We start from the raw sequence: 19,001 nt of genomic DNA, 5'->3' as shown, positions 1-19,001 counted from the left end.
CTCCTCTTGGTGCGCGGGCACGTCAGCGCCCGGCTGTCGCGACGGCGGTGGCGAGCCACTCCGAGAATCCGCCCTCGAGGTCACGCACCCGGTCATGCCCGGACGCTCTGAGGAAGCTGGCGGCTACGCTGGACCGCCACCCACCCGCGCAGTAGACGACAACGTCTGCACCGCTGTGGAGTTCGTCGTGTCGCGCAGCGAGCTGCGGCAACGGGATGTGGACCGATCCGTCGATCGCGCCGCTTTCGCGCTCACCGGGATTACGTACGTCGAGCACCACGAGGTTCGGCCGGGACCGTAGTTCGTCGGCGTGCAGCCGGCTGGCGGTCCGCGTCAGCGGACGCAACGCCTCGTCGATCCCGGTGGACAGGTCGTGGTGGCCCACAACCCGGTCGATGCCGATCCGGCCGAGCCGGGTGACGGCCTCGCGTCCGCGACCTCCGACGGTCAGCACCACGACCGGGACGTCGTGGGGCACTAACATCCCGGCGGTTTCGGCGAATCGGCCGTCGAGCCCGATGTTCACACTGCCCGACAGGTGGGCCTCGGCGAATTCGTCCGGGCCGCGCGTGTCGATCACACAGGTGGTCCCGTCCTCGAGAACGGCGCGAAGTTGCGCCGCCGTGAGCTCGGACAACAGCGCCGAGGAGTCGTACAGCGCGCGCACCTGCCGGTTCAGCCGAGCGTCCACGGCGAAGTAGGCGGGTGCGGGCGGCTGCCCATCGGTGATGAGGGCCACGAACTCGGCCTCGCTCATCGGCTGCGCCGCATAGTTGGTGCGACGCTGCTCCCCGATGGTGGAGGACAGTTCGGCCGACAGGTTCTTCCCGCACGACGACCCTGCACCGTGCGCGGGGAGCACCCTGGTGTCGTCGGGAAGCGCCAGCAGCCGGTGTATCGACGAGAATTGAGCGCGTGCAAGCGTTTCGGTCTCGTTCGGGGCGGCGGAGGCGAGATCGGGGCGCCCGACATCGCCGACAAACATCGCGTCGCCGGTGCACACCGCGTCGGGGTCGCTGTCGGCGTGCTCACGGATCACGATGCTGATCGACTCCCAAGTGTGGCCGGGCGTGGAGATGATCTCGAGGTCCACTTCGCCGAGCCGCAGGTGTTCACCATGTGCGAGGGGGCGGATCCGATGGTCGATAACGGCCCGCTCCCCGAAGCCGATCCAGGCGCCGGTCGCCGCGGCCAGCTCCAGGTTTCCCGCGACGAAGTCCGCATGGACGTGCGTGTTGATGACGCCGACGATCGACACCCCGGCGGCCCGCGCGTCGGCGAGATAGTCGTCGATGTCGCGGCGCGGATCCACGATCACGGCTTGGCCGGTGGTCTCGTCGGCCACGAGGTAGGAGGCGTGGGACAGGCAATCGAGGTAGTACTGCTGGACGATCACGGCTCAGTTCCCTTCCGTGGGCAGCCCCGCCCGGATCCACGCCCTGGTGCCACCACTGACGGAGACGGCTGTGCGACCGGCGTCCGCGAGCAGGCGTGCTGCCTTCAGGCTCCGGTTCCCGGACGCGCAGATCAGGTATACCGGATCCGGACCGACGATCCGTTCGAGGGCACCGGGCAACTCGGCGAGCGGCAGATGTTGGGCGCCGGGAACGTGTCCGGCGGTGAACTCGTCGCTTTCGCGGACGTCGACGACGGTGGGCGCGTCGCGGTGCACGGTGGCGAAGGTGGGGACGTCCACCTCGGTGGGCGGGGCGGGAGTAGTCACGGTGGTGTTCCTCATGCGGCGTCGGTGGTCGGTGCGGTCAGTGATGCGAGCAGGGCCGCGCGCAGGTCGTAGAAGCGGGGGTCCTTGTTGAGCTCGTCCTGCGACCGGGGCCGGGCGAACGGGACGGCGATGTCCTGCGTGACGGTGGCAGCAGGCCCGTGGCTCAGCACCAGGATGCGATCGGAGAGCACGATCGCCTCGTCGACGTCGTGGGTGACCATGACGACGGTGCGTCGCTCGCTCTCCCACAGCCGAAGCAGTTCGTTCTGCAGGTCGACGCGGGTGAGCGCGTCGAGAGCACCGAAGGGCTCGTCGAGGAGCAGGACCTTCGGCTGCAGTGCGAAGGCGCGGGCGATGCCGACGCGTTGCTGCATGCCGCCGGACAGTTCGCCGGGGCGCCTGTCTTTCGCGTGACCGAGCTTGACCGTCTCGAGGTAGTGGTCGGCCAATTCTTCCCGTTGCGCGCGAGGGAGGTTGCGCCGCGCCGAATCCAGCCCGAAGAGGACGTTCTCGCGAGCGGTCATCCAGGGAAGCAGGACGTGCTGTTGGAACACCACCCCACGGTCGTGTCCGGGACCGGTGATCGGATGCCGATCCAGCCAGATGTTCCCCTCGTCGGGCTCGGTGAGCCCGGCGATCATGCTCAGCACGGTGGACTTTCCGCACCCGGACGGCCCGAGCAGGGAGACGAACTGTCCCTCTTCGATCGCGATGTCGATGTCCCCGACGATCTGGTTCCATCCGTTCTTGTGGTGATAACCCTTGCTGATCTGCTCCAGGTGCAGGAACTTCGGGTTGGGGAGGCTGCCCGCCAGGTCGTGGACGGTGGTGTCAGGCATTGGGGACCACCTTCTGGAGCGCGGTGACCGCGCGGTCGAGGACGAGACCGACGACGCCGATGAGGAGGATGGCGACGAGGATGCTGGGGATGTTGAGCTTGTTCCACTCGTTCCACACGAAGTAGCCCATTCCCCTTCCCCCGACGAGCATCTCGGCAGCAATGATGACCAGCCAGGCAGTGGACAGCGACATCCGTAGGCCGGTGATCATCGAGGGCAGCGCCGCTGGGAGCAGGATCCTCCGGACGACGGTGATGCGGCCGGCCTCGACTGTGCGGGCCAGATCCAGATAGAGAGGGTTCACGCCGCGGACACCGTCGATTGTGTTGAGCAGGATCGGCCAGAGCGCGGACATGAAGATCACGAACAGTGCGGTCGCCTCGGCGTCGCTGAGCAGCGCCAGACCCAGTGGCAGCCACGCGAGTGGGGACACCGGCCGGAGGATCTGGACGAACGGATCCACGGCCCATCGAAGTGCGGTGCTGGTGCCCAGGATGAAGCCCAGCGGGATCGCGACCACCGCGGCGAGTCCGAACCCGATGACGACGCGCTGCAGGCTTGCCAGCAGGTGCCAGAAGATGCCCACACTGTTGGGTCCTGCCACATAGAACGGGTCGGCCAGGACGTCGAGCAGTCGCTGCCAGGTTTCCCCCGGCGTCGGGGCCAGCCCGGAGCCACCTTCCGCGGACGTGGCCATCTGCCACATCCCGACGAACAGGATGGAGATCAGCAGGAAGAGGATGGCCGCCCGGATGGCGGTGCCGGACCGCGACTTCCGTTCTCGTCGTGGCGGCTTTCGCGCAGGGGCCTGCGGTTGTCGTCCCGTCGCGTCGTCCCGAGCAGGGACGCTGCCGGCGTCGAGGTGTTCGGTCTGTGAGGTACTCATACTTTCACCTGCTTCGCTGTCCAGGGGGTGGGGTCGGACGGATCGAAGAGCGAGCCCATGATCAGCTCCGGATTCCATTGGGGCGGGGCCGACCCGAGATCGGTGAGTGCGGTTGCCGCTGTGGTGGTGTCGAATACGGGCCGGACCGAACGCCGGTACGACTCGGCTGTGGTGAAGGTGCCCTCCGGAACCAGCCCCCACCGCTGGAACTGGGAGAGCATCCACACACCCATCGCCTCATATGGGTACGGCGAGAACCGAATCCGGTCGGGGACGGACAGCTGGCGACCGGTCCCATCCGGAAACTCGCCCGTGAGAACCTGGGTCAGCAGTTCGGGATTCTGATTCAGGTACGACTCGGCGGCCATCGACCGCGCAGCGGCGGCACGGTGACCGGGATCGTTGCTCCACAGTGCAGCGTCGACGACGGCACGGGTCAGGGCCCGGTACGTCACGGGATTCTCGGCAGCGAAGTCGTCGCGGACCGCGAAGCTGCAGCATGGGTGCCCGTTCCAGAGGTCACGGGTGAGGACGTGCAGGTAGCCGGCGCCGATGGCGACGGCCCGCTGGTTGAACGGGTCGGGGGCGAGGTAGCCGTCGATGTTGCCGGTGACCAGATTCGCGACCATGTCCGCCGGACGCATGACGCGTAGTTCGACGTCGGTGTCGGGATCCACTCCGCCGGTGCTGAGGTAATGCCGCAGCAGCAGGTTGTGCATCGAGTAGTCGAACGGGATGCCGAGCACGAACCTCGCCATGTCCTCCGGCCCGTGCACCCGATCCCGATGTTCGAGTGCCAGGGTGATCGCCTGGCCGTTGCTGTTGGTCAGCAGCGGTAGTCGGGTTGCGGTCTGCCCGGACGCGAGCCCATTGTGGATGGCCAGCGGCATCGGAGCGAGCATGTGTGTGGCTTGGATCTCGCCGGTCGCGTACGCACCCCACACCTCGGCCCAGCCGGAGAATTTCTTCAGGGTGACGTTGAGACCATGCTTGGCGTAGATGCCGAGCGGGGCGGCGTTGACGATCGGGGAGGCGCATGTGATCGGGATGAAACCGACTGTGATGTCCGGCTTCTCGATCCCACGGAGGGGTTCGGCGGCGAACCCGGTGTCGACGCTGTCGACGACGGGCGCTTGCGCCCCGCTTACCGTCGCGCATCCGGCGAGCATTCCGGTGCTCGTCAGCGCCGCGCCCAACCCGAGGAACCGGCGTCGGCTCAGCCCGCTCACGTCGTGTTCTCCGTGGCGGCCTGCTCCCAGTCGTACATCGCGCCCGAGTGGTACAGCAGGGGCATCGAGTCGGATCGGTGCACCGAGTGGACCCTGGTGAGGAGGATGACGTGGTCGCCGCCGTCGTAGATGCGTGCGATGTGGCAGTCCATCCAGGCGCTCACCCCGTCGAGGAGTGGCACGCCGTGCGGCCCGAGTGTGTAGTCGACGCTTGCGAATCGGTCGTCGTGCCGGCTCGCGAAACGCTTTGCAAGCCAAGCCTGGTCGTTGGCGAGGATGTTGACGGCCATCGGTCCACCGGCGCGGAAGGCAGGGAGACTACCCGCCGTGCGCGCCACGCAGACGAGCAGCAGCGGCGGATCGAGGGACACAGATGCGAACGAGCTGATCGTCAGCCCCACCGGAGTGGATCCGGCGCTCGCGGTGATGATCGTGACGCCGCTCGGGAAGGCGCCCGCCGTGTTCCGCAGGGTTGCCGCGTCGATCGAGCCGCCGCACAACCAGTTTCCGGTCAGGTCGTCCTCAGGTGTCGAGACGTCCGGGATGATGCTCATCGGTGTCGGAGTCCTTTCGGCTCGTGGTGACCGCGGCCAGCAGCGCCGCGATTCGCGGATCGTCCGGATCGACGGTGTCGCCGTCCGAAGTGCGCAGTAGGTGTCGCAGGTCGATGAGTTGCTCGAGGAACACGCGGCACGGCGGACAACCCCGCAGGTGCCGCACCATCGTCGCGTCCCACTGCGTGTCGTCGACGTCGAGCAGGGTGTCGACCAGGCGCAGGAAGTCGATGCAGTCGATCTCCGGCGCCCTGGCGGCATGGGGTGCGTCGCCGGTCTCGTTCATAGCCAGGTTCCTGATTCGTTGTCGGGGCAACCGCGGCCGAATTGGTAGCACTCGATGTGTGCGCGCAGTTTCCCGCGTCCGCGGTGCAACAGAATGCGCTGGTTGCCTGCGTCGAGGCCGAGGAGTTCGCACACCTCCTCTGGACTGAACCCCTCCACGTCGCGCAGCTGGACCACCTGGCGCTGGCGCGGCGGGAGCATCTCCAGTGCCTGCCGGACCTTCTCCCGGAGCTCGGCGGCGACAGCCCGTTCCTCGGGCACGAAACGCGCCGACGGAGGTAGGGACCAGTGCCCCGCGTCCGGATGCCCCGGCGGGTGGAGGCGGCCGGCCAAGGGATCGATCTCGTCGTCGAGTCTCTCCGCCTCCCGGTCGCGCCGACGCACCTCGGTGCCCAGCGCCTTGCGGGCCTTGTTGCGTAGGACCGCATACACCCACGTCCGGAGGCTCGACCGGCCCTCGAACCGCTCCATCCCACTCAGCACGGCGATCCACGTCTCCTGGACGACGTCCTCGGCGATCTCCGCCGACACCATCGTCCGAGCGAAGCGCAGCATCCCCGGATACCACTCGGCGATCTGCTCGCGGGACCATTCGGAGGGAGCGGCACCGTCGGAGGCCGGTTCGGTAGCGGACATCGGTTCGGCGGTCATTGCCCGCACGAGGCGAGCTCCCACCGCAGTTGAGCCTCGGAGGGGGACTGCACCGGGATGAACGCCGCCTCCCGGAACCGTCGGCTCGCGCCCGAGCTGCTGGCGTAGCCCTTGCCGCCTGCGGTCCGCGCCTCGAGCGCCGCCGCGCCGCTGGCCACCTCGGCGCCCGCGAGCCGTAGTGCGAGCAGCTCTGCGCGTGTCGGCGGAACGAGCCCGCCCACGCTGTGGGCAGTCTTGGTGGCAGCCGACGAGACTAGCGCGAGCTTGCCCGCCATCGATTCGACCTCCGTGGCGAACACCGCGTTCACACCCACCAGGGACTGCCGGGCCTGCGCGATGCAGGTGCGTGCCAGACCTGCGCACATCGCCGTCTGCAGCACCATGAAGGTGGGGCGCACCGCGGTGAGGAACTTTTCGAAATCCCTCGTCAGAATGTTCTCGGCCCCGATCCGGACATCGGTCAGCGTGAGGAACGATGACGCGGTGCTCCCCAGTGCCAGCAGCGAGAAGGGCGAGCCCACCGTGATACCGGGCGTCGCCAGGGGAAGTGCGACGGCCAGCCGCTCCCCCTGTTCGGTGCGCACCCCCGTGACCAGCAGAGCGTCTTCGTACAGGTTCGACGCCCAGCGGATCGGCCCGTTCAGGACGTACCCGTCGCCGTCAGGAGTCGCGGTGATCTCGAGGCTGCCGCAGCCGGCAAGTTCACGGAACGAGGCTGCCATACCGGTGATCCCCGGCATCTCCCCGGAGCGCAGCCGCGGCAGCATCAGCTCCGCGTACGGGGTGCCCGCGGCCGCAAGGTATTCGATTGTCATCCGGTGTGCCCAGGTCGTGAACGCTGAGCTCATGCAGCGCGACGACAACTCGGAGATTACCCCTGCCATCGCCCCGAGCCCACCGTCGGCGTTGTGCGGTGCACCCAGGTCGAGTGCGCCGTCCGCTGCGAGAAGTTCGAGAACAGCGCGGGCCTGGCCGCCGTCGCGGTCGAGGGCGTCGGCGCGTGCCGCCACCTCGTCACCGATGCTCTGCGAGAGGAGGTAGTCCGACCGCGTGGCCGCGTCCTGAACGGGGGTGCTCATGGTGATTCTCCAGTCTGAGTGGGAATGTCTGGGGCGGTGAGTAATTCACGTCACCATTGGTAGTCGAGGAACTTCCCGTCGAAGGTGACGACGACGCGGTCGCCTGCCGGGTCCGTGCGGCGCTGGATGTCGAGGGTGAAGTTGATGGCGCTCATGATCCCGTCGCCGAACTCCTCGTGGATGAGTTCCTTGATCGCGGGACCGTACACCTGCAGCGCCTCGTGGAAGCGGTACATGGTCGGGTCGGTGGGCACGCCTTCGGACGACCCGCGGTACGGCTGGACCTGCAACGCCTCGACGACGTCCGCGTCGAGGTCGAGGATCTCGCCGACCGTGATCGCGTCCTCCTTGCTCATCGAGTGCTGACCGAGCAGCGCCGCCGTCGTCCACACTCGCGGCTTCCCGATTTTCTCGGCGATCTCCGTCCAGGTGAGCCCGGCCCGGAATCGCGCACGGGACATCAGTTCCCCTGCATCATTTTTGCTGATCATGACACGCTCCCTTGTCGAAGGATTCTCGAAACGCTAAGTGCCGAAGAGTAATTGGTGTTGTCAGACGGTATCCGCCCGATGTTTCGACACGATTACCGGAATGTGTTCCGGTAGAGACACGTCCACTGCTCGGTGCCCTCCCGGAGCCGGCGGGGACCGGCTCCGAGACGGAGGCCATCACATGGCGCGAACGTGCCGGGATTCACTCGACGGTGAGGGTGGAGGTCACTGCCACCGGACGCGTGAAGGTGTTGACGACCGGCGACCAGAACATCGCGTTCTCTCGGATCTCCTCCAGGGTCGCCTCGTCCGCGTCTCCAGCCATGGTGATGGCGCAGCGGACCGCGGTGAAACCGGTGACCTTCTCCTTCGGGGTGTCGCCGACGCCCCACACCGCGGAAATGTCGATGTCGCCCTCCATCGCCACCTCCAGCTTGCTCAGCGTGACGCCCTTCGCGGTGGCATTGGCGAGCAGCCCCACCGAGATGCAGGAGCCCAGTGCTGCCAGAGCCACCTCCGACGGGTTCGGTGCGGCATCGTCGCCGAGCAGGTGGCACGGCTCGGAGACGAGTACGGGGTCGAGGGTCCGCACCTGCGTCAGGTTGCGGAATCCACCCTCGCAGGTGGTGGTGGCCTTGAGGGTCTTCAGTCCGGTCGAGGGCTCCTTCTTCGCCGTCTCCGACAACTCGATCAATCCGTCGACGTCGATCCCGGCCAGAGCGGTGGTCGTCTCGGTCATTGAGAGTCCTTCCCTAGAGCCGACTGTTCGCCGGCGTGTGAGCAATGTGCAACCGTCGACGCGGGCAACGGTCGGGAAGGTAGTTCCGAGAGTGTTTGAATTCGTTACGCGCCAAGAGGTGCATTCAGCTGGCTTTACTCGAACGCAACAATCGAAACAGACTCGCAATCGGTTCGACGCACCGCTCAGCCAGCTTCGTTTTGACGGCGACTCGTACAGGCCGAGCGCCAGTCACACAAATTCGGGATCGGCCAAGGCCAGACCTGTTACGTACGCCGGAGCACACCGCTGGACCGAAGCTGTGGATGAGACGCCCAAGACCGTTGAAAGCTGGATAGGTGGGGAGATCATTCCTCGTGCGTGCGTTCTCGGTAGGGCGACTCTGCGTTTGATCTACACGCCCCGCACGGGCCACGTGTGCACCGGATCGCCCTCGTGCATGTGCGCGATGTAGTCGCGCAGCATTCCGGCGAGGGCATCCGGGCGGCTCTCCCCCGCGTCTTCCCGTACCGCGACGCGGTCGCGCTGCCACGAGGCGCCGTTCTGTCTTGCGAGACAACGGCCTTCGACGACGGACAGATAGCGGTCGCGCGCCTTTGCGTCGACGCCGAGCGACGCGAGGCCCTGGTCGGCGAGCGGAAGAAGCTTGCGCAACACCAGCTCCGAGACGGCGACCCATCCGATGTCGGGCCAGTACACGCGCGCGTCGATGCCGTACTTCGCGCCCTGGTGCAGGTTCTCCTCGGCCGCGTCGAAGGACATGTGCGACCACAGCGGCCGTCCGGATTCGACGAACGCCCGCTGGGTGCCGTAGTAGAAGGCGGCATTCGCCATCGTGTCGATCACGGTCGGCCCCGCGGGCAGCACACGGTTCTCGATCCGCAAATGCGGTGTGCCGTCGATGACGTCGTACACCGGCCGATTCCATCGGTAGATCGTGCCGTTGTGCATCTGCAGCTCGCCGAGCGACGGCACCCGGCCCGCATCGAGCTCGGCGATCGGATCCTGGTCCTCGACCTCCGGCAGCAGCGCCGGGAAGTACCGTGAGTTCTCCTCGAACAGGTCGAACACGGAGTTGATCCAGCGCTCGCCGAACCACACCCGCGGCCGCACACCCTGATTCACGAGTTCTTGCGGACGCGTGTCCGTCGCCTGCTCGAACACGGGGATGCGCGTCTCGTGCCACAGTGCCTTGCCCGCGAGGAACGGCGAGTTGGCGCCGAGCGCGACCTGAACGCCTGCAAGACACTGCGCGGCGTTCCAGTGCGGCGCGAACTCGTCGGGCGCCACCCGCAGGTGCAGTTGCAGCGACGTGCACGCCGCTTCGGGCACGACGGAGTTCGTGTCGGCACGCAGATGATCGGTGGGCCGCCCGGGCATCGCGACACCGTCGACGTCGAGTTCGATGTCTTCGCCGCGCGCCGCGAAGATCTGTTCGTTGAGCAGCTCGTAACGGGGGTTGTCGGTGATGCGGTCGCGGCCGAGATGGTCGAGACCCAGCGTCGGCAGCATTCCGATCATGACGAGTTCGGCGTCGTGGTCGCCGATCCGCGCATCCGCCACGTGCAGCGACGCGCGCAGTGTGCGTTCGAGCTCGAAGGTCTCCTCGCCACTGAACGGACGCGGGCGCACATTCATCTCGACGTTGAACTGCCCGAGCTCGGTCTGGAAGACCGACTCGTCGTCGATCGCGGCGAGCACCTCGCTGTTGGACATCGCGGGAGTCATGTCTCGTCGGACGAGGTTGAATTCGATCTCCATCCCGAGCAGCGGCTCGGGCCGGTGCACGTCGTCCCCGAAGGCGTTTTCACGCAGCATCCGCTCGAGCGCCGCGACGCACTCCTGCACCTTCTTCCGGAAGATCCGCCGGTCTTCTCGCGTGTAGGTGCGAGCGTCCACTTCTCTGCCCACCGGGTCGTCCCCTCTCGTGCGGCCTGCTCGAAGGCTAACGCGCAGACGCGGCCCGCTGGGGCGGCGACGCGACGATCCGTCGCCGGAGCGCCCGCCGAACCGGCACATTTCGCCCCGCGACGGTGTTCTCCCGGTTTAACCTCAGGGCGAAGAGACGAGGAGGGGCGATGACTCAGGCCGGTGGGGCGGCACGCGCGACGTCGTTCGCGGTCGGGGCGCGGGTACGCACGGCACATGCCACGGACGCGTCGACGCCACGCGCGAAGTGGCCGGTGGAGGCAGGCACGATCGTCGACGAGTTCGGCGGTGTGCAGGAGATCGCCGACGCCGACTACGGGCGCGACTGGGCGGTCTCCAAGCGTTGGGCGATCGCGCTCGACAACGGCACGCTGGTGTTCCGCGACGATGCCGAGCTGGAGGTGGAAGCGGAGGCCGAGCCGGAACCGGCGAAAGCAGAGAAGTCGGCGAAGACGCCGCCCGCCGAAAAGACACAGCGCACCGAGAAGCCCGATACGGCCGAGAAGACCGACACGGCTGAGAAGCCCGATACCGCCGCGAAGCCCGATACTGCCGCGAAACCCGATACTGCGGCGAAGACGCAGGCGGGAAAGACCGCGCAAACGACGAAACCGGGCTCCGAAAAGGAGCCCGGTTCCGGAAAGAAGCGCGATCAGACCTGAGTGGACGCGTCCGTCCAGGTGACGGCGACACCACGCTGCTGCAGCCACGCCGCGGGGTCGGTCTTGTTGCCGGCGGCGTCGTGCACCTCGAAGTGCAGGTGCGGACCGGTGGACTGGCCGCGGTTGCCGACGGTGGCGATCTCGTCGCCCGCATTGACGCGTTCGCCTTCGTGCACCGAGTAGCTCTCGACGTGGCCGTAGACGGTGACGGTGCCGTCGTCGTGCAGCACGCGCACCCACTGGCCGAAGCCCGACGCGGGACCGGCCGAGATGACGGTGCCGTCGGCCGCGGCGAGGACGGGCGTGCCGACGGGAGCCGCGATGTCGAGGCCACCGTGGTGCGCGCCCCACCGCGAGCCGAAGTTCGACGTGAGCGTGCCGGACACCGGCTGCACCGTCGCCGGCTTGATCGGGTTGAGCTGATCGACCCAGTGCTGCAGCTGCTGACCGACCTGCGCGTAGTCGGGGCCGAGGTCGGGAACCTCGAATCCCGCGGGCACGAGGCCCTCAGGGACGGCAGCCGCGACGTCTGCGGGCAACGCGTCGGGCAGATCGAACGGGAGCGGCGCGGGGGCGGCCTCCGTGGTGGTGTGCTCGTCGAGCTCGTGTGCGGCGGCGGTGCCGGTGCCGAGCTGGGCGGCGCCGACGACGATCGCGCCGGTCGCGGCGGCCACGCTCGCTGCCTTCACGCCCGAGCCGTACCGGGCCGACTCGTCACGGTGGCGACCGCGAGGCGCGGTGGAATCGATGACGAATGCAATGGGTGTATCGGTCGTGCGGCGGTGCGAACCCACAGTGGTGCTACCTATCAGTCGTCGGCGTCCAGCGCGCCCCCGTGCGGGACGGCTCCTCTGTCTGGCGGTGAATGTTACAAAACGATATAAGCGAGCGCCACCGTTACCGAATCATGACCTTTCGGCGGCGGGCCGCATTCAGCCTTGTGCGGCGTCGTCGGGGGCAGCGATCTCGTCGTGGAATCGGCGGTAGCGCGCGACGTGGCTCGGTTGCCTGCGCACGTACGCCCACGCGATGCCGAGCACGGCGAACCACACCGGGGTCACGAGCAGCGCGTGCAGTGTGTCCGCCTCCTGTGTGAGCGCCCACACGACGAACACGAAGAACGCGAGCACGACCCAGCACATGACGACGCCGCCGGGCATCTTGAACTTCGACGCGGCGTGCAACTCGGGCCGCTTGCGGCGGTACACGAGGTAGCTGCACAGGATGATCGTCCACACGAACATGAACAGCAGCGACGAGATCGTGGTGACGAGGGTGAACGCCTCGATCACCGATTCGCCGGAGAACAGCAGCACGAGCGACGCCAGCAGGAAGGCACACGAGAAGAACAGTGCGTTGGCCGGCACGCGGCGGCTGCTGAGCCGGCCGAGCGGTGCAGGCGCGTCACCTTCCTGCGCGAGGCCGTACACCATGCGCGACGTCGAATAGATGCCCGAGTTCGCCGACGACGCGGCCGAGGTGAGCACCACGAAGTTGACGACGGATGCGGCGATGCCGAGCCCGGCGAGGGCGAACATCGCGACGAACGGGCTGCGTTCGGCGCTGATCTCGCGCCACGGCGTGACGGCCATGATGACGACGAGCGCGAGCACGTAGAACAGCAGGATGCGCACCGGGATCGAGTTGATCGCGTGCGGCAGGTTCTTCTCCGGGTCCTTCGCCTCGGCCGCGGTGGTGCCGACGAGCTCGATGCCGACGAAGGCGAAGACCGCGATCTGGAAGCCGGCGACGAAGCCCATCGCGCCGGTCGGGAACATGCCGCCGTCGTTCCACAGGTTCGCGAGGCTCGCCTGCGCGCCGTTGGGCGCCTCGAACGACGAGAACACCATGACCAGGCCGACGACGATGAGGCTCACGATCGCGATGATCTTGATGAGCGCGAACCAGAACTCGGTCTCGCCGAACGCCTTGACCGTGGGCAGGTTGAGCAGCAGCAGCGCGAGGATCGCGGCGAGCGCGGGAATCCACAGCGGGATGTCGGGCCACCAGTAGTCGACATATCCCGAGATGGCGACGATGTCGGCGATCCCGGTGACGATCCAGCAGAACCAGTACGTCCAGCCGGTGAAGAATCCGGCCCACGGTCCGAGCAGGTCGGCCGCGAAGTCGGAGAACGACTTGTACTGCAGGTTCGACAGCAGCAGCTCCCCCATCGCCCGCATGACGAAGAAGAGCATGAAGCCGATGATCATGTAGACGAAGATGACCGACGGGCCCGCGAGGGAGATCGTCTTGCCGGAGCCCATGAACAGGCCGGTACCGATCGCGCCACCGATCGCGATCAGCTGGATGTGGCGGTTGGCCAGCTGCCGGGACAGGTGCGGCTCGTCGTGCTGCAGCTCCTGGCTGACGGGGTTACCCATGAAAGTCCTTCGCACTCGTGTCGTCCGGCCGATCCGAGCCCGACTGATGCAGGGCTGGCCGGAACCGGGGACACGATACGCGCGCCTGACGTGCCCGTATGCAGCGGCAATCGCGGAATGCGGACAAACAAGACGAGTCCGGCCTCGCGAATATCGGCATGCGAGAGTGAGCCCATGACCGAGCACCCCACCTTCCTGGTCACCACACCGCTGCCGGAACCGGGCATGCAGATGCTCCGCGGCGCCGGCACCGTGGACGTCCCCGACGCGACCCTCGACCGCGACGGTCTCGCGCACGCGTGCGCGTCGGGGAGATACGACGTCGTGGTCTCGCAACTACGCGACCGCTTCGATGCGGACCTGCTCGCCCACGCCCGCATCCGAGGCGTCGCCAACTACGCCGTCGGCTACGACAACATCGACGTCGACGCCGCCACCGCACACGCGATCATGGTCGGCAACACCCCCGGCGTCCTGACCGATGCGACGGCCGACGTCGCCATGCTGCTGATCCTGGCCACTGCCCGCCGTGCGGTCGAAGCCGACGCCTACGTGCGCGCGGGTCGCTTCGACGGATGGAAGCCCGAACTGCTCCTCGGGCAGGACGTGTCCGGTCGGGTGCTCGGACTCGCGGGTTTCGGCCGAATCGCACGGGCGACGGCGCGGCGTGCACTCGGCTTCGGGATGACGGTGCTGTTCGCTCCGCGTCCGCCCGCGGACCGTCCCGTCACCGACGCGGAGCTCGGCGAGTTCGCGGGCCGCGTCGAACACGTGCAGTGGGACGAGCTCGTGCGCCGCAGCGACTTCCTGTCGCTGCACATCCCGCTCACCGACGACACCCACCATCTCGTCGACGCCGGCACCTTCCGCGCGATGCAACCGACATCGATCCTGATCAACACCGCCCGGGGTCCGATCGTCGACGAGACTGCTCTCGTCACCGCCCTCGCGGACGGCGAGATCGCCGGTGCGGGCCTCGACGTCTACGAGGACGAGCCTGCGCTCGCGCCGGGCCTCGCCGAGCGCCCGAACGCCGTCCTCCTGCCGCATGTGGGCAGCGCCACCGTGCGGGTGCGCAGCGAGATGGCCCGGCTGTGTGCCGCGAACGCGATCGAGATGGCAGCCGGGCGTCGCCCGCCGCATCCGGTCAACCCCGACGCGTGGCAGTGACCGCACGCACGGGCCGGTATAGTCCCTCCCGTCCGTCCCTGCCTCGGCTGGGCCGGACGAGCACAATTGCACTACTCCGCCCTCGTAGCTCAGGGGATAGAGCACGGCTCTCCTAAAGCCGGTGTCGCAGGTTCGAATCCTGCCGAGGGCACGACCGTGAACTCAGCCACGATCGTGAACGCGCCGCGACGGCTCGCCGCAGCCTGCCGATCCGGTCGAGCGGCGCGAAAGGAGCTCCAGTGACCGCCTCCGTGAGCGTCGACGGCCTCACCGCGCATCTCGTGAGCCCCGACGGCCCCGACACCGGTGGCGCCATGCTGCTGCTCCCGATGATCACCGGCATCGGCGAACAGGTGCGCGACTACGCCACCGAGGTCGCCGCATCGGGAATGACTGCGCTCGTGTGGGATCCGTGGCACGGCCCGAGTTCCGACGACACGCCGCCGGAACGGCTGTCCGAACTCATGGGCCGACTCGACGACGAGGCGTCGCTCGCCGAGATGCAGGTGCTGTTGCGCTACCTGCGCGACGACCTCGGTTTCGAACGGATCGGCGTGATGGGCTGGTGCCTCGGCGGACGGTTCGCGCTGCTGCTCGCCGAGCGGGAGCCCGATCTCTCGTGTGTCGTCGCCTACCATCCCTCGATCGCCGATCCCCCGGCCGACAACCACGCGCTCGACGCCGTCGCCGCCGCGTCGCGCATCACCGGGCCGGTCATGGTGCTGCACGCGGGGGCCGACACGGTCATGAGCGCCGCGACGCTGTCCCGGCTGCGCGACGCGCTCGAGACGCGCGAACACGGCGCGACGATCGTCCACGTCTACCCCGGCGCCGACCACGGGTTCAGCAACCGCACGCGGCACGACCAGCAGGTCAACGCCGATGCATACCGGCTCTCGTGGCCGCAGGCGCTCGCGTTCGCGGGCGCAGCGAACGCCGGCTGAGTGCGGGCGCGCTCGGCCTCGGAGGCCTGAATTCGGTTGCGAAGTCTTGAACCTCGCATACCCACGGGGATACGATGCAACAGATCGCGCGTATCTGTAACATCCGCGTCCACTCGGAAGGAGCCATCGTGGGCTCGATCGAGATCTTCAACTACCTCCCCGAATACCTGTTCACCGATCTACCGCGCCTGATCACGGCGGGCCTCACTGCCATCGGCGTCACCTTCGGGAGCGTGGAACCACCCTTCTGACAAGAATTTTCGGCACAACCCCACAGTCCAGCACGGCTCCCCCGCTCACACGTCCTCGGGTGAGGGATCCGGGATCTCGTCGGGTCGGTAGCTCGGCAGCCTGCTCGCGGGCAGGATCGCCGTCGCGCTCACCGCGGCGAGGATCAGCAGACCGAACTTGAGGGTGCGCAGGCGGACGTCCTCGTTGAGCTCGACGGCGGCGTCCACCTGTTCGGGCGTCGCATCGGTGCCTTCGAGCACCGAGCGCAGGTCGTCGTTGCTCACGAAGTTGACGTTGTCGAGATTCACCTGGGCGACCAGCGATCCGGGCAGACGGGGGTTGTCGACGAGGGCCTGCCCCACCCCCAAGCTCAGCAGCGTGACGAGGAGTGCACCGATGACAGCGGTACCCACGGCCGAAGCGAGGTTCTGGGTGGTGCCGCGGATCGAGCCGACGTCGCCCGCGAGGCGCTTGGGCGCCGACGTCACGAGGACATTGAACACGAGCGTCACGAGCGCGCCCTGACCGACACCGAACACCACGAGCCCGACGATCGTCGCGAGCGTCTCCCAGTTGTTGGTGACGACATACGCGAGCCACACGAGCGCGATCGTGGTGAGCGTGAACGAGAAGACACCGATCGCGCGCGGGCTGTACCACTTGTAGACCCGCACGACGAGGGTGGCGGTGACGAAGACCGTGAGGTTGAACGGCATCATGGCGAGCGCGGTATCGAACGGGGTGCGCCCCTGCACGATCTGGATGTACAGCGGCACCGTGAAATTGAGCGCGGCCTCCATGGCGACGACGATGAACATCGCGTACACGGCGGCGCGTTCACGCGAACTGCCGAGCACCGACAAGTCGACGAGGGGCACCTTGCCCGCTGCCATCCGACGCCGCGTCCACACGAAGAACGCCTGCCCCAGAAGCACACCGAGCACGATCAGCACGATCGCGGGTGACACGCCCAGCACGTCGAACGGCGCATTCGCGTCGGCGAAGAACACGCCCCACGCGTTGAGATTGTTGAACCCGAGAGTCAGCATGACGACGCCTGCACCGATGAGCACCGCCGCGACGAGATCGATGCGAATGCCCGCGTCGCCCTTGTCCGAACGCAGTGTGAAGCTGAACGCGAACACTGCCACCGCGAGGGCGAGGACGATCGCGAACACCGGGCGCCAACCGACGAGTGTGCCGAGCGCACCACCGAGGAAGAAGGCACTCATTCCCGAAACCGCGCGTGCCGAGCCGAGCGAACCGATCGCGGTCGCCTGCTGGTCGCCGTGGTAGTTCTCGGCGATCAGCGCGACGAGCGCGGGCACGATGATCGCGGCGGACGCGCCCGCGAGCGCCTGGCCTGCGATGGCCCACTCGACCGACGGCGACACGATCATGAGGATCGCGGCGCACGCGAACGCGACGACGACTCCCCGGAAGATGAGCACCCAACCGATGCGCTGGCCGAGTTTGGCGCCCACCATCACGAGCGCAGCAACCGCGAGGCCGTACACGACGATCGTCGTGCTCACGACGGTGGGGGCGACGTCGAAGTCGTCGACCATGCCACCGATCGACACGGGCAGCGCGGCGACGTTGAACGACATCAGGACCTGCGCCAGGAACAGGCCGACCATCGGCAGCCACGACGCGCGTTCGGTCGCCGCCGGTGTGGACGTGGTGGTCATGAGGCGCTGTCCTTCCGTTCCGACGAGCGCGCGGCCCGTCCCGATGCGTGCACGTCGGACGCGAACACGTTGAGACCGAGCGTGCGCGACAGATATGCCGTCGCACGCTGACCGCGAACACTGTTGCCTGCGCGGTCGAGTCGCGGCGAGAACGTGCCGATCGCGCCCTTTCCCGGTGCCACGGCGACGATGCCGCCGGCGACCCCGGACTTCGCGGGGATCCCGATCTCGAACAGCCATTCCCCGGACCGCTCGTACATTCCGGTGGCCGCGAGTACCGACAGGGTGTCGCCGCACACGTGCGCATCGACGACGCGTTCGCCCGTCACGGGATTCACGCCACCGTCGGCGAGCGTCGCACCCATCACGGCGAGATCGCGTGCGTCGACGCGCAGCGCACACTGGCGCGTGTACACGTCGACGACCTCGAGCGGGTCGGTGTCGATGCGTCCGTAGCTTTCCAGCAGCCGGGCGATCGCCTTGTTGCGCTGGTTGGTGAGCGTCTCCGACTGGTAGACCTCGCCGTCGAGCACGAGTTGCCTGCCCGCGAACGCCGACAGCGTGGTGCGGATGCGCTCCCACTGCTCTGCCGGTGTGGCTCCCGGCACGAGCGCCGTGGTGGCGAGCGCCCCCGCGTTGACCATCGGATTCATCGGGTGGCCGTCGTTGAGTTCGATCGCGATGACCGAGTTGAACGGCAGGCCGGTGTTGTCGACCCCGACTCGCTCACGCACGATGTCGTGGCCCAGTTCGTGGCACACAAGGGCGTAGACGAATGCCTTGGAGATCGACTGGATCGAGAACTCGACGTCGACATGGCCTGCCGTGTGGACGCGGCCGTCGACCTCGGCGACCGAGACGCCGAACAGGTCGGGATCCGCGGCCGCGAGCACGGGTATGTAGTCCGCGACCGCACCGGACGTGCGCGGCAGATAGCGCTCGTGCGCCTCCGTGACCAGTTCGTCGACGCGGGACCACGCGGGCAGCGTGCCGGTCGAGACCGCCTGCTCGACCCCCTCGACGTCGGTATCCACGAGCGGCTCCCTCCCCATTGCCCGGCCCGGCGCACCTGGCGGACGGCGCGCCGCATGTGCCGCCGACACTATGCGCGAAGCGGTGCGCTCGTACCGGAATCGGTGAGATCGGCCGTGCGACCGGCAATTCCCGTCGGCAACCAGTTCCGGATCGGTTTCGCGGAACCGTTGACTTCGAATCTGTGTTCGAACTAAGGTTCGTTCATGGGGCTGGGGGATTCGATAGAGACGACGCGCGGTGAGCCGTGGCGGTCGAGTGACGGCGAGTTGCTCGCGGAGGCGGTCGAGTTGACGCGAGTGATTCCGGGGTTGCAGGCGCGGCGCGTCGCGGTGATGGGTGAGGTCGAGGTGCGCCGGGTGGCGGTCGAGGCCGGGTATCGCGACGGTGCCGCGTGGTTGGCAGCGCACACCCTGTTGGAGATCGGCGAGGCACGCGGGATCGTCGCTCTGGCGGGGTCGTTGTTGCGGGAGCCGGAGATC

Annotated in this window: 20 protein-coding genes, 1 tRNA gene and 1 pseudogene; 6 read left to right on the top strand and 16 right to left on the bottom strand. The window is 67.6% G+C overall.

The window, feature by feature from the left end; genetic code table 11:
• Positions 1–22: 22 nt before the first annotated feature.
• The 12 genes from HCA44_RS06975 to HCA44_RS06920 all read right to left on the bottom strand — a co-directional run bounded on the left by HCA44_RS06975 (position 23) and on the right by HCA44_RS06920 (position 10,387).
• Positions 23–1,396: a rhodanese-like domain-containing protein gene (locus tag HCA44_RS06975; RefSeq protein ID WP_169647829.1), complete on the bottom strand. Its 1,374-nt coding sequence runs from the start codon at positions 1,394–1,396 to the stop codon at positions 23–25.
• 3 nt (positions 1,397–1,399) lie between these two features.
• Entirely contained in the window at positions 1,400–1,723 is a 324-nt protein-coding gene (locus HCA44_RS06970; RefSeq protein WP_346764620.1) for a rhodanese-like domain-containing protein, read from the bottom strand.
• A gap of 11 nt (positions 1,724–1,734) precedes the next feature.
• Positions 1,735–2,562, bottom strand: coding sequence for an ABC transporter ATP-binding protein (locus HCA44_RS06965; RefSeq protein WP_169647827.1), 828 nt, complete (start codon positions 2,560–2,562; stop codon positions 1,735–1,737).
• Positions 2,555–3,448, bottom strand: coding sequence for an ABC transporter permease (locus HCA44_RS06960; RefSeq protein ID WP_169647826.1), 894 nt, complete (start codon positions 3,446–3,448; stop codon positions 2,555–2,557). Before HCA44_RS06960 ends, HCA44_RS06965 begins: the two co-directional genes overlap by 8 nt.
• Positions 3,445–4,677 carry a CmpA/NrtA family ABC transporter substrate-binding protein gene (locus HCA44_RS06955; RefSeq protein WP_169647825.1) on the bottom strand — a complete coding sequence of 411 codons (1,233 nt, stop codon included), beginning with the start codon at positions 4,675–4,677 and terminating at the stop codon, positions 3,445–3,447. The genes HCA44_RS06960 and HCA44_RS06955 overlap by 4 nt, the downstream gene beginning before the upstream one ends.
• Complete coding sequence (locus tag HCA44_RS06950; protein WP_169647824.1) at positions 4,674–5,231, bottom strand: flavin reductase family protein; 558 nt, start codon at positions 5,229–5,231, stop codon at positions 4,674–4,676. Before HCA44_RS06950 ends, HCA44_RS06955 begins: the two co-directional genes overlap by 4 nt.
• On the bottom strand, positions 5,200–5,517 hold the full coding sequence (locus tag HCA44_RS06945) for a hypothetical protein (RefSeq protein WP_169647823.1): 318 nt from the start codon (positions 5,515–5,517) through the stop codon (positions 5,200–5,202). Before HCA44_RS06945 ends, HCA44_RS06950 begins: the two co-directional genes overlap by 32 nt.
• Complete coding sequence (locus HCA44_RS06940) at positions 5,514–6,167, bottom strand: RNA polymerase sigma factor (protein ID WP_169647822.1); 654 nt, start codon at positions 6,165–6,167, stop codon at positions 5,514–5,516. Before HCA44_RS06940 ends, HCA44_RS06945 begins: the two co-directional genes overlap by 4 nt.
• The gene (locus tag HCA44_RS06935) at positions 6,164–7,246 is read right to left on the bottom strand and encodes an acyl-CoA dehydrogenase family protein (RefSeq protein WP_169647821.1); all 1,083 of its coding nucleotides are present in this window, start codon (positions 7,244–7,246) and stop codon (positions 6,164–6,166) included. Before HCA44_RS06935 ends, HCA44_RS06940 begins: the two co-directional genes overlap by 4 nt.
• Positions 7,247–7,296: 50 nt before the next feature.
• The gene (gene cynS, locus HCA44_RS06930) at positions 7,297–7,737 is read right to left on the bottom strand and encodes a cyanase (protein ID WP_169647820.1); all 441 of its coding nucleotides are present in this window, start codon (positions 7,735–7,737) and stop codon (positions 7,297–7,299) included.
• Between the two features lie 202 nt (positions 7,738–7,939).
• The gene (locus tag HCA44_RS06925; RefSeq protein ID WP_169647819.1) at positions 7,940–8,476 is read right to left on the bottom strand and encodes an OsmC family protein; all 537 of its coding nucleotides are present in this window, start codon (positions 8,474–8,476) and stop codon (positions 7,940–7,942) included.
• A 393-nt stretch (positions 8,477–8,869) separates the two neighbouring features.
• Positions 8,870–10,387 carry a glutamate-cysteine ligase family protein gene (locus HCA44_RS06920; protein WP_169647818.1) on the bottom strand — a complete coding sequence of 506 codons (1,518 nt, stop codon included), beginning with the start codon at positions 10,385–10,387 and terminating at the stop codon, positions 8,870–8,872.
• 272 nt (positions 10,388–10,659) lie between these two features.
• Here HCA44_RS06920 and HCA44_RS20945 point away from each other — a divergent pair, with 272 nt between their 5' ends.
• Positions 10,660–11,067, top strand: a complete 408-nt coding sequence (locus tag HCA44_RS20945) for a hypothetical protein (protein WP_240945359.1) — start codon at positions 10,660–10,662, stop codon at positions 11,065–11,067.
• Here HCA44_RS20945 and HCA44_RS06910 read toward each other — a convergent pair.
• Both HCA44_RS06910 and cycA read right to left on the bottom strand, forming a co-directional pair.
• A complete protein-coding gene (locus HCA44_RS06910; protein ID WP_169647817.1) occupies positions 11,058–11,861 on the bottom strand; it encodes a M23 family metallopeptidase in 804 nt (267 codons plus the stop codon). The genes HCA44_RS20945 and HCA44_RS06910 overlap by 10 nt on opposite strands.
• A gap of 138 nt (positions 11,862–11,999) precedes the next feature.
• Positions 12,000–13,451, bottom strand: a complete 1,452-nt coding sequence (gene cycA, locus HCA44_RS06905; RefSeq protein WP_169647816.1) for a D-serine/D-alanine/glycine transporter — start codon at positions 13,449–13,451, stop codon at positions 12,000–12,002.
• A gap of 174 nt (positions 13,452–13,625) precedes the next feature.
• Here cycA and HCA44_RS06900 point away from each other — a divergent pair, with 174 nt between their 5' ends.
• The 4 genes from HCA44_RS06900 to HCA44_RS21165 all read left to right on the top strand — a co-directional run bounded on the left by HCA44_RS06900 (position 13,626) and on the right by HCA44_RS21165 (position 15,816).
• Complete coding sequence (locus HCA44_RS06900) at positions 13,626–14,621, top strand: D-glycerate dehydrogenase (RefSeq protein ID WP_169647815.1); 996 nt, start codon at positions 13,626–13,628, stop codon at positions 14,619–14,621.
• 78 nt (positions 14,622–14,699) lie between these two features.
• Positions 14,700–14,772: transfer RNA gene (locus HCA44_RS06895), tRNA-Arg, on the top strand.
• Between the two features lie 88 nt (positions 14,773–14,860).
• Complete coding sequence (locus HCA44_RS06890) at positions 14,861–15,565, top strand: alpha/beta fold hydrolase (protein WP_346764619.1); 705 nt, start codon at positions 14,861–14,863, stop codon at positions 15,563–15,565.
• A gap of 128 nt (positions 15,566–15,693) precedes the next feature.
• On the top strand, positions 15,694–15,816 hold the full coding sequence (locus HCA44_RS21165) for a hypothetical protein (RefSeq protein WP_277350770.1): 123 nt from the start codon (positions 15,694–15,696) through the stop codon (positions 15,814–15,816).
• Positions 15,817–15,861: 45 nt separating this feature from the next.
• On the opposite strand, the gene HCA44_RS06885 is transcribed toward HCA44_RS21165, so the two are convergent.
• Positions 15,862–17,487, bottom strand: a complete 1,626-nt coding sequence (locus HCA44_RS06885) for an MFS transporter (protein ID WP_169647814.1) — start codon at positions 17,485–17,487, stop codon at positions 15,862–15,864.
• Positions 17,484–18,521: a glutaminase A gene (glsA, locus tag HCA44_RS06880; RefSeq protein WP_346764618.1), complete on the bottom strand. Its 1,038-nt coding sequence runs from the start codon at positions 18,519–18,521 to the stop codon at positions 17,484–17,486. The genes HCA44_RS06885 and glsA overlap by 4 nt, the downstream gene beginning before the upstream one ends.
• A gap of 204 nt (positions 18,522–18,725) precedes the next feature.
• Here glsA and HCA44_RS06875 point away from each other — a divergent pair.
• Positions 18,726–19,001, top strand: a pseudogene (locus tag HCA44_RS06875) (HNH endonuclease); the annotation flags it as partial.

Source organism: Rhodococcus sp. HNM0569, assembly GCF_012726205.1.
GTDB lineage: Bacteria > Actinomycetota > Actinomycetes > Mycobacteriales > Mycobacteriaceae > Rhodococcus_F.
Note: the sequence above shows the minus strand (reverse complement) of the source record. Positions and strands in the feature narration are given on the sequence as shown.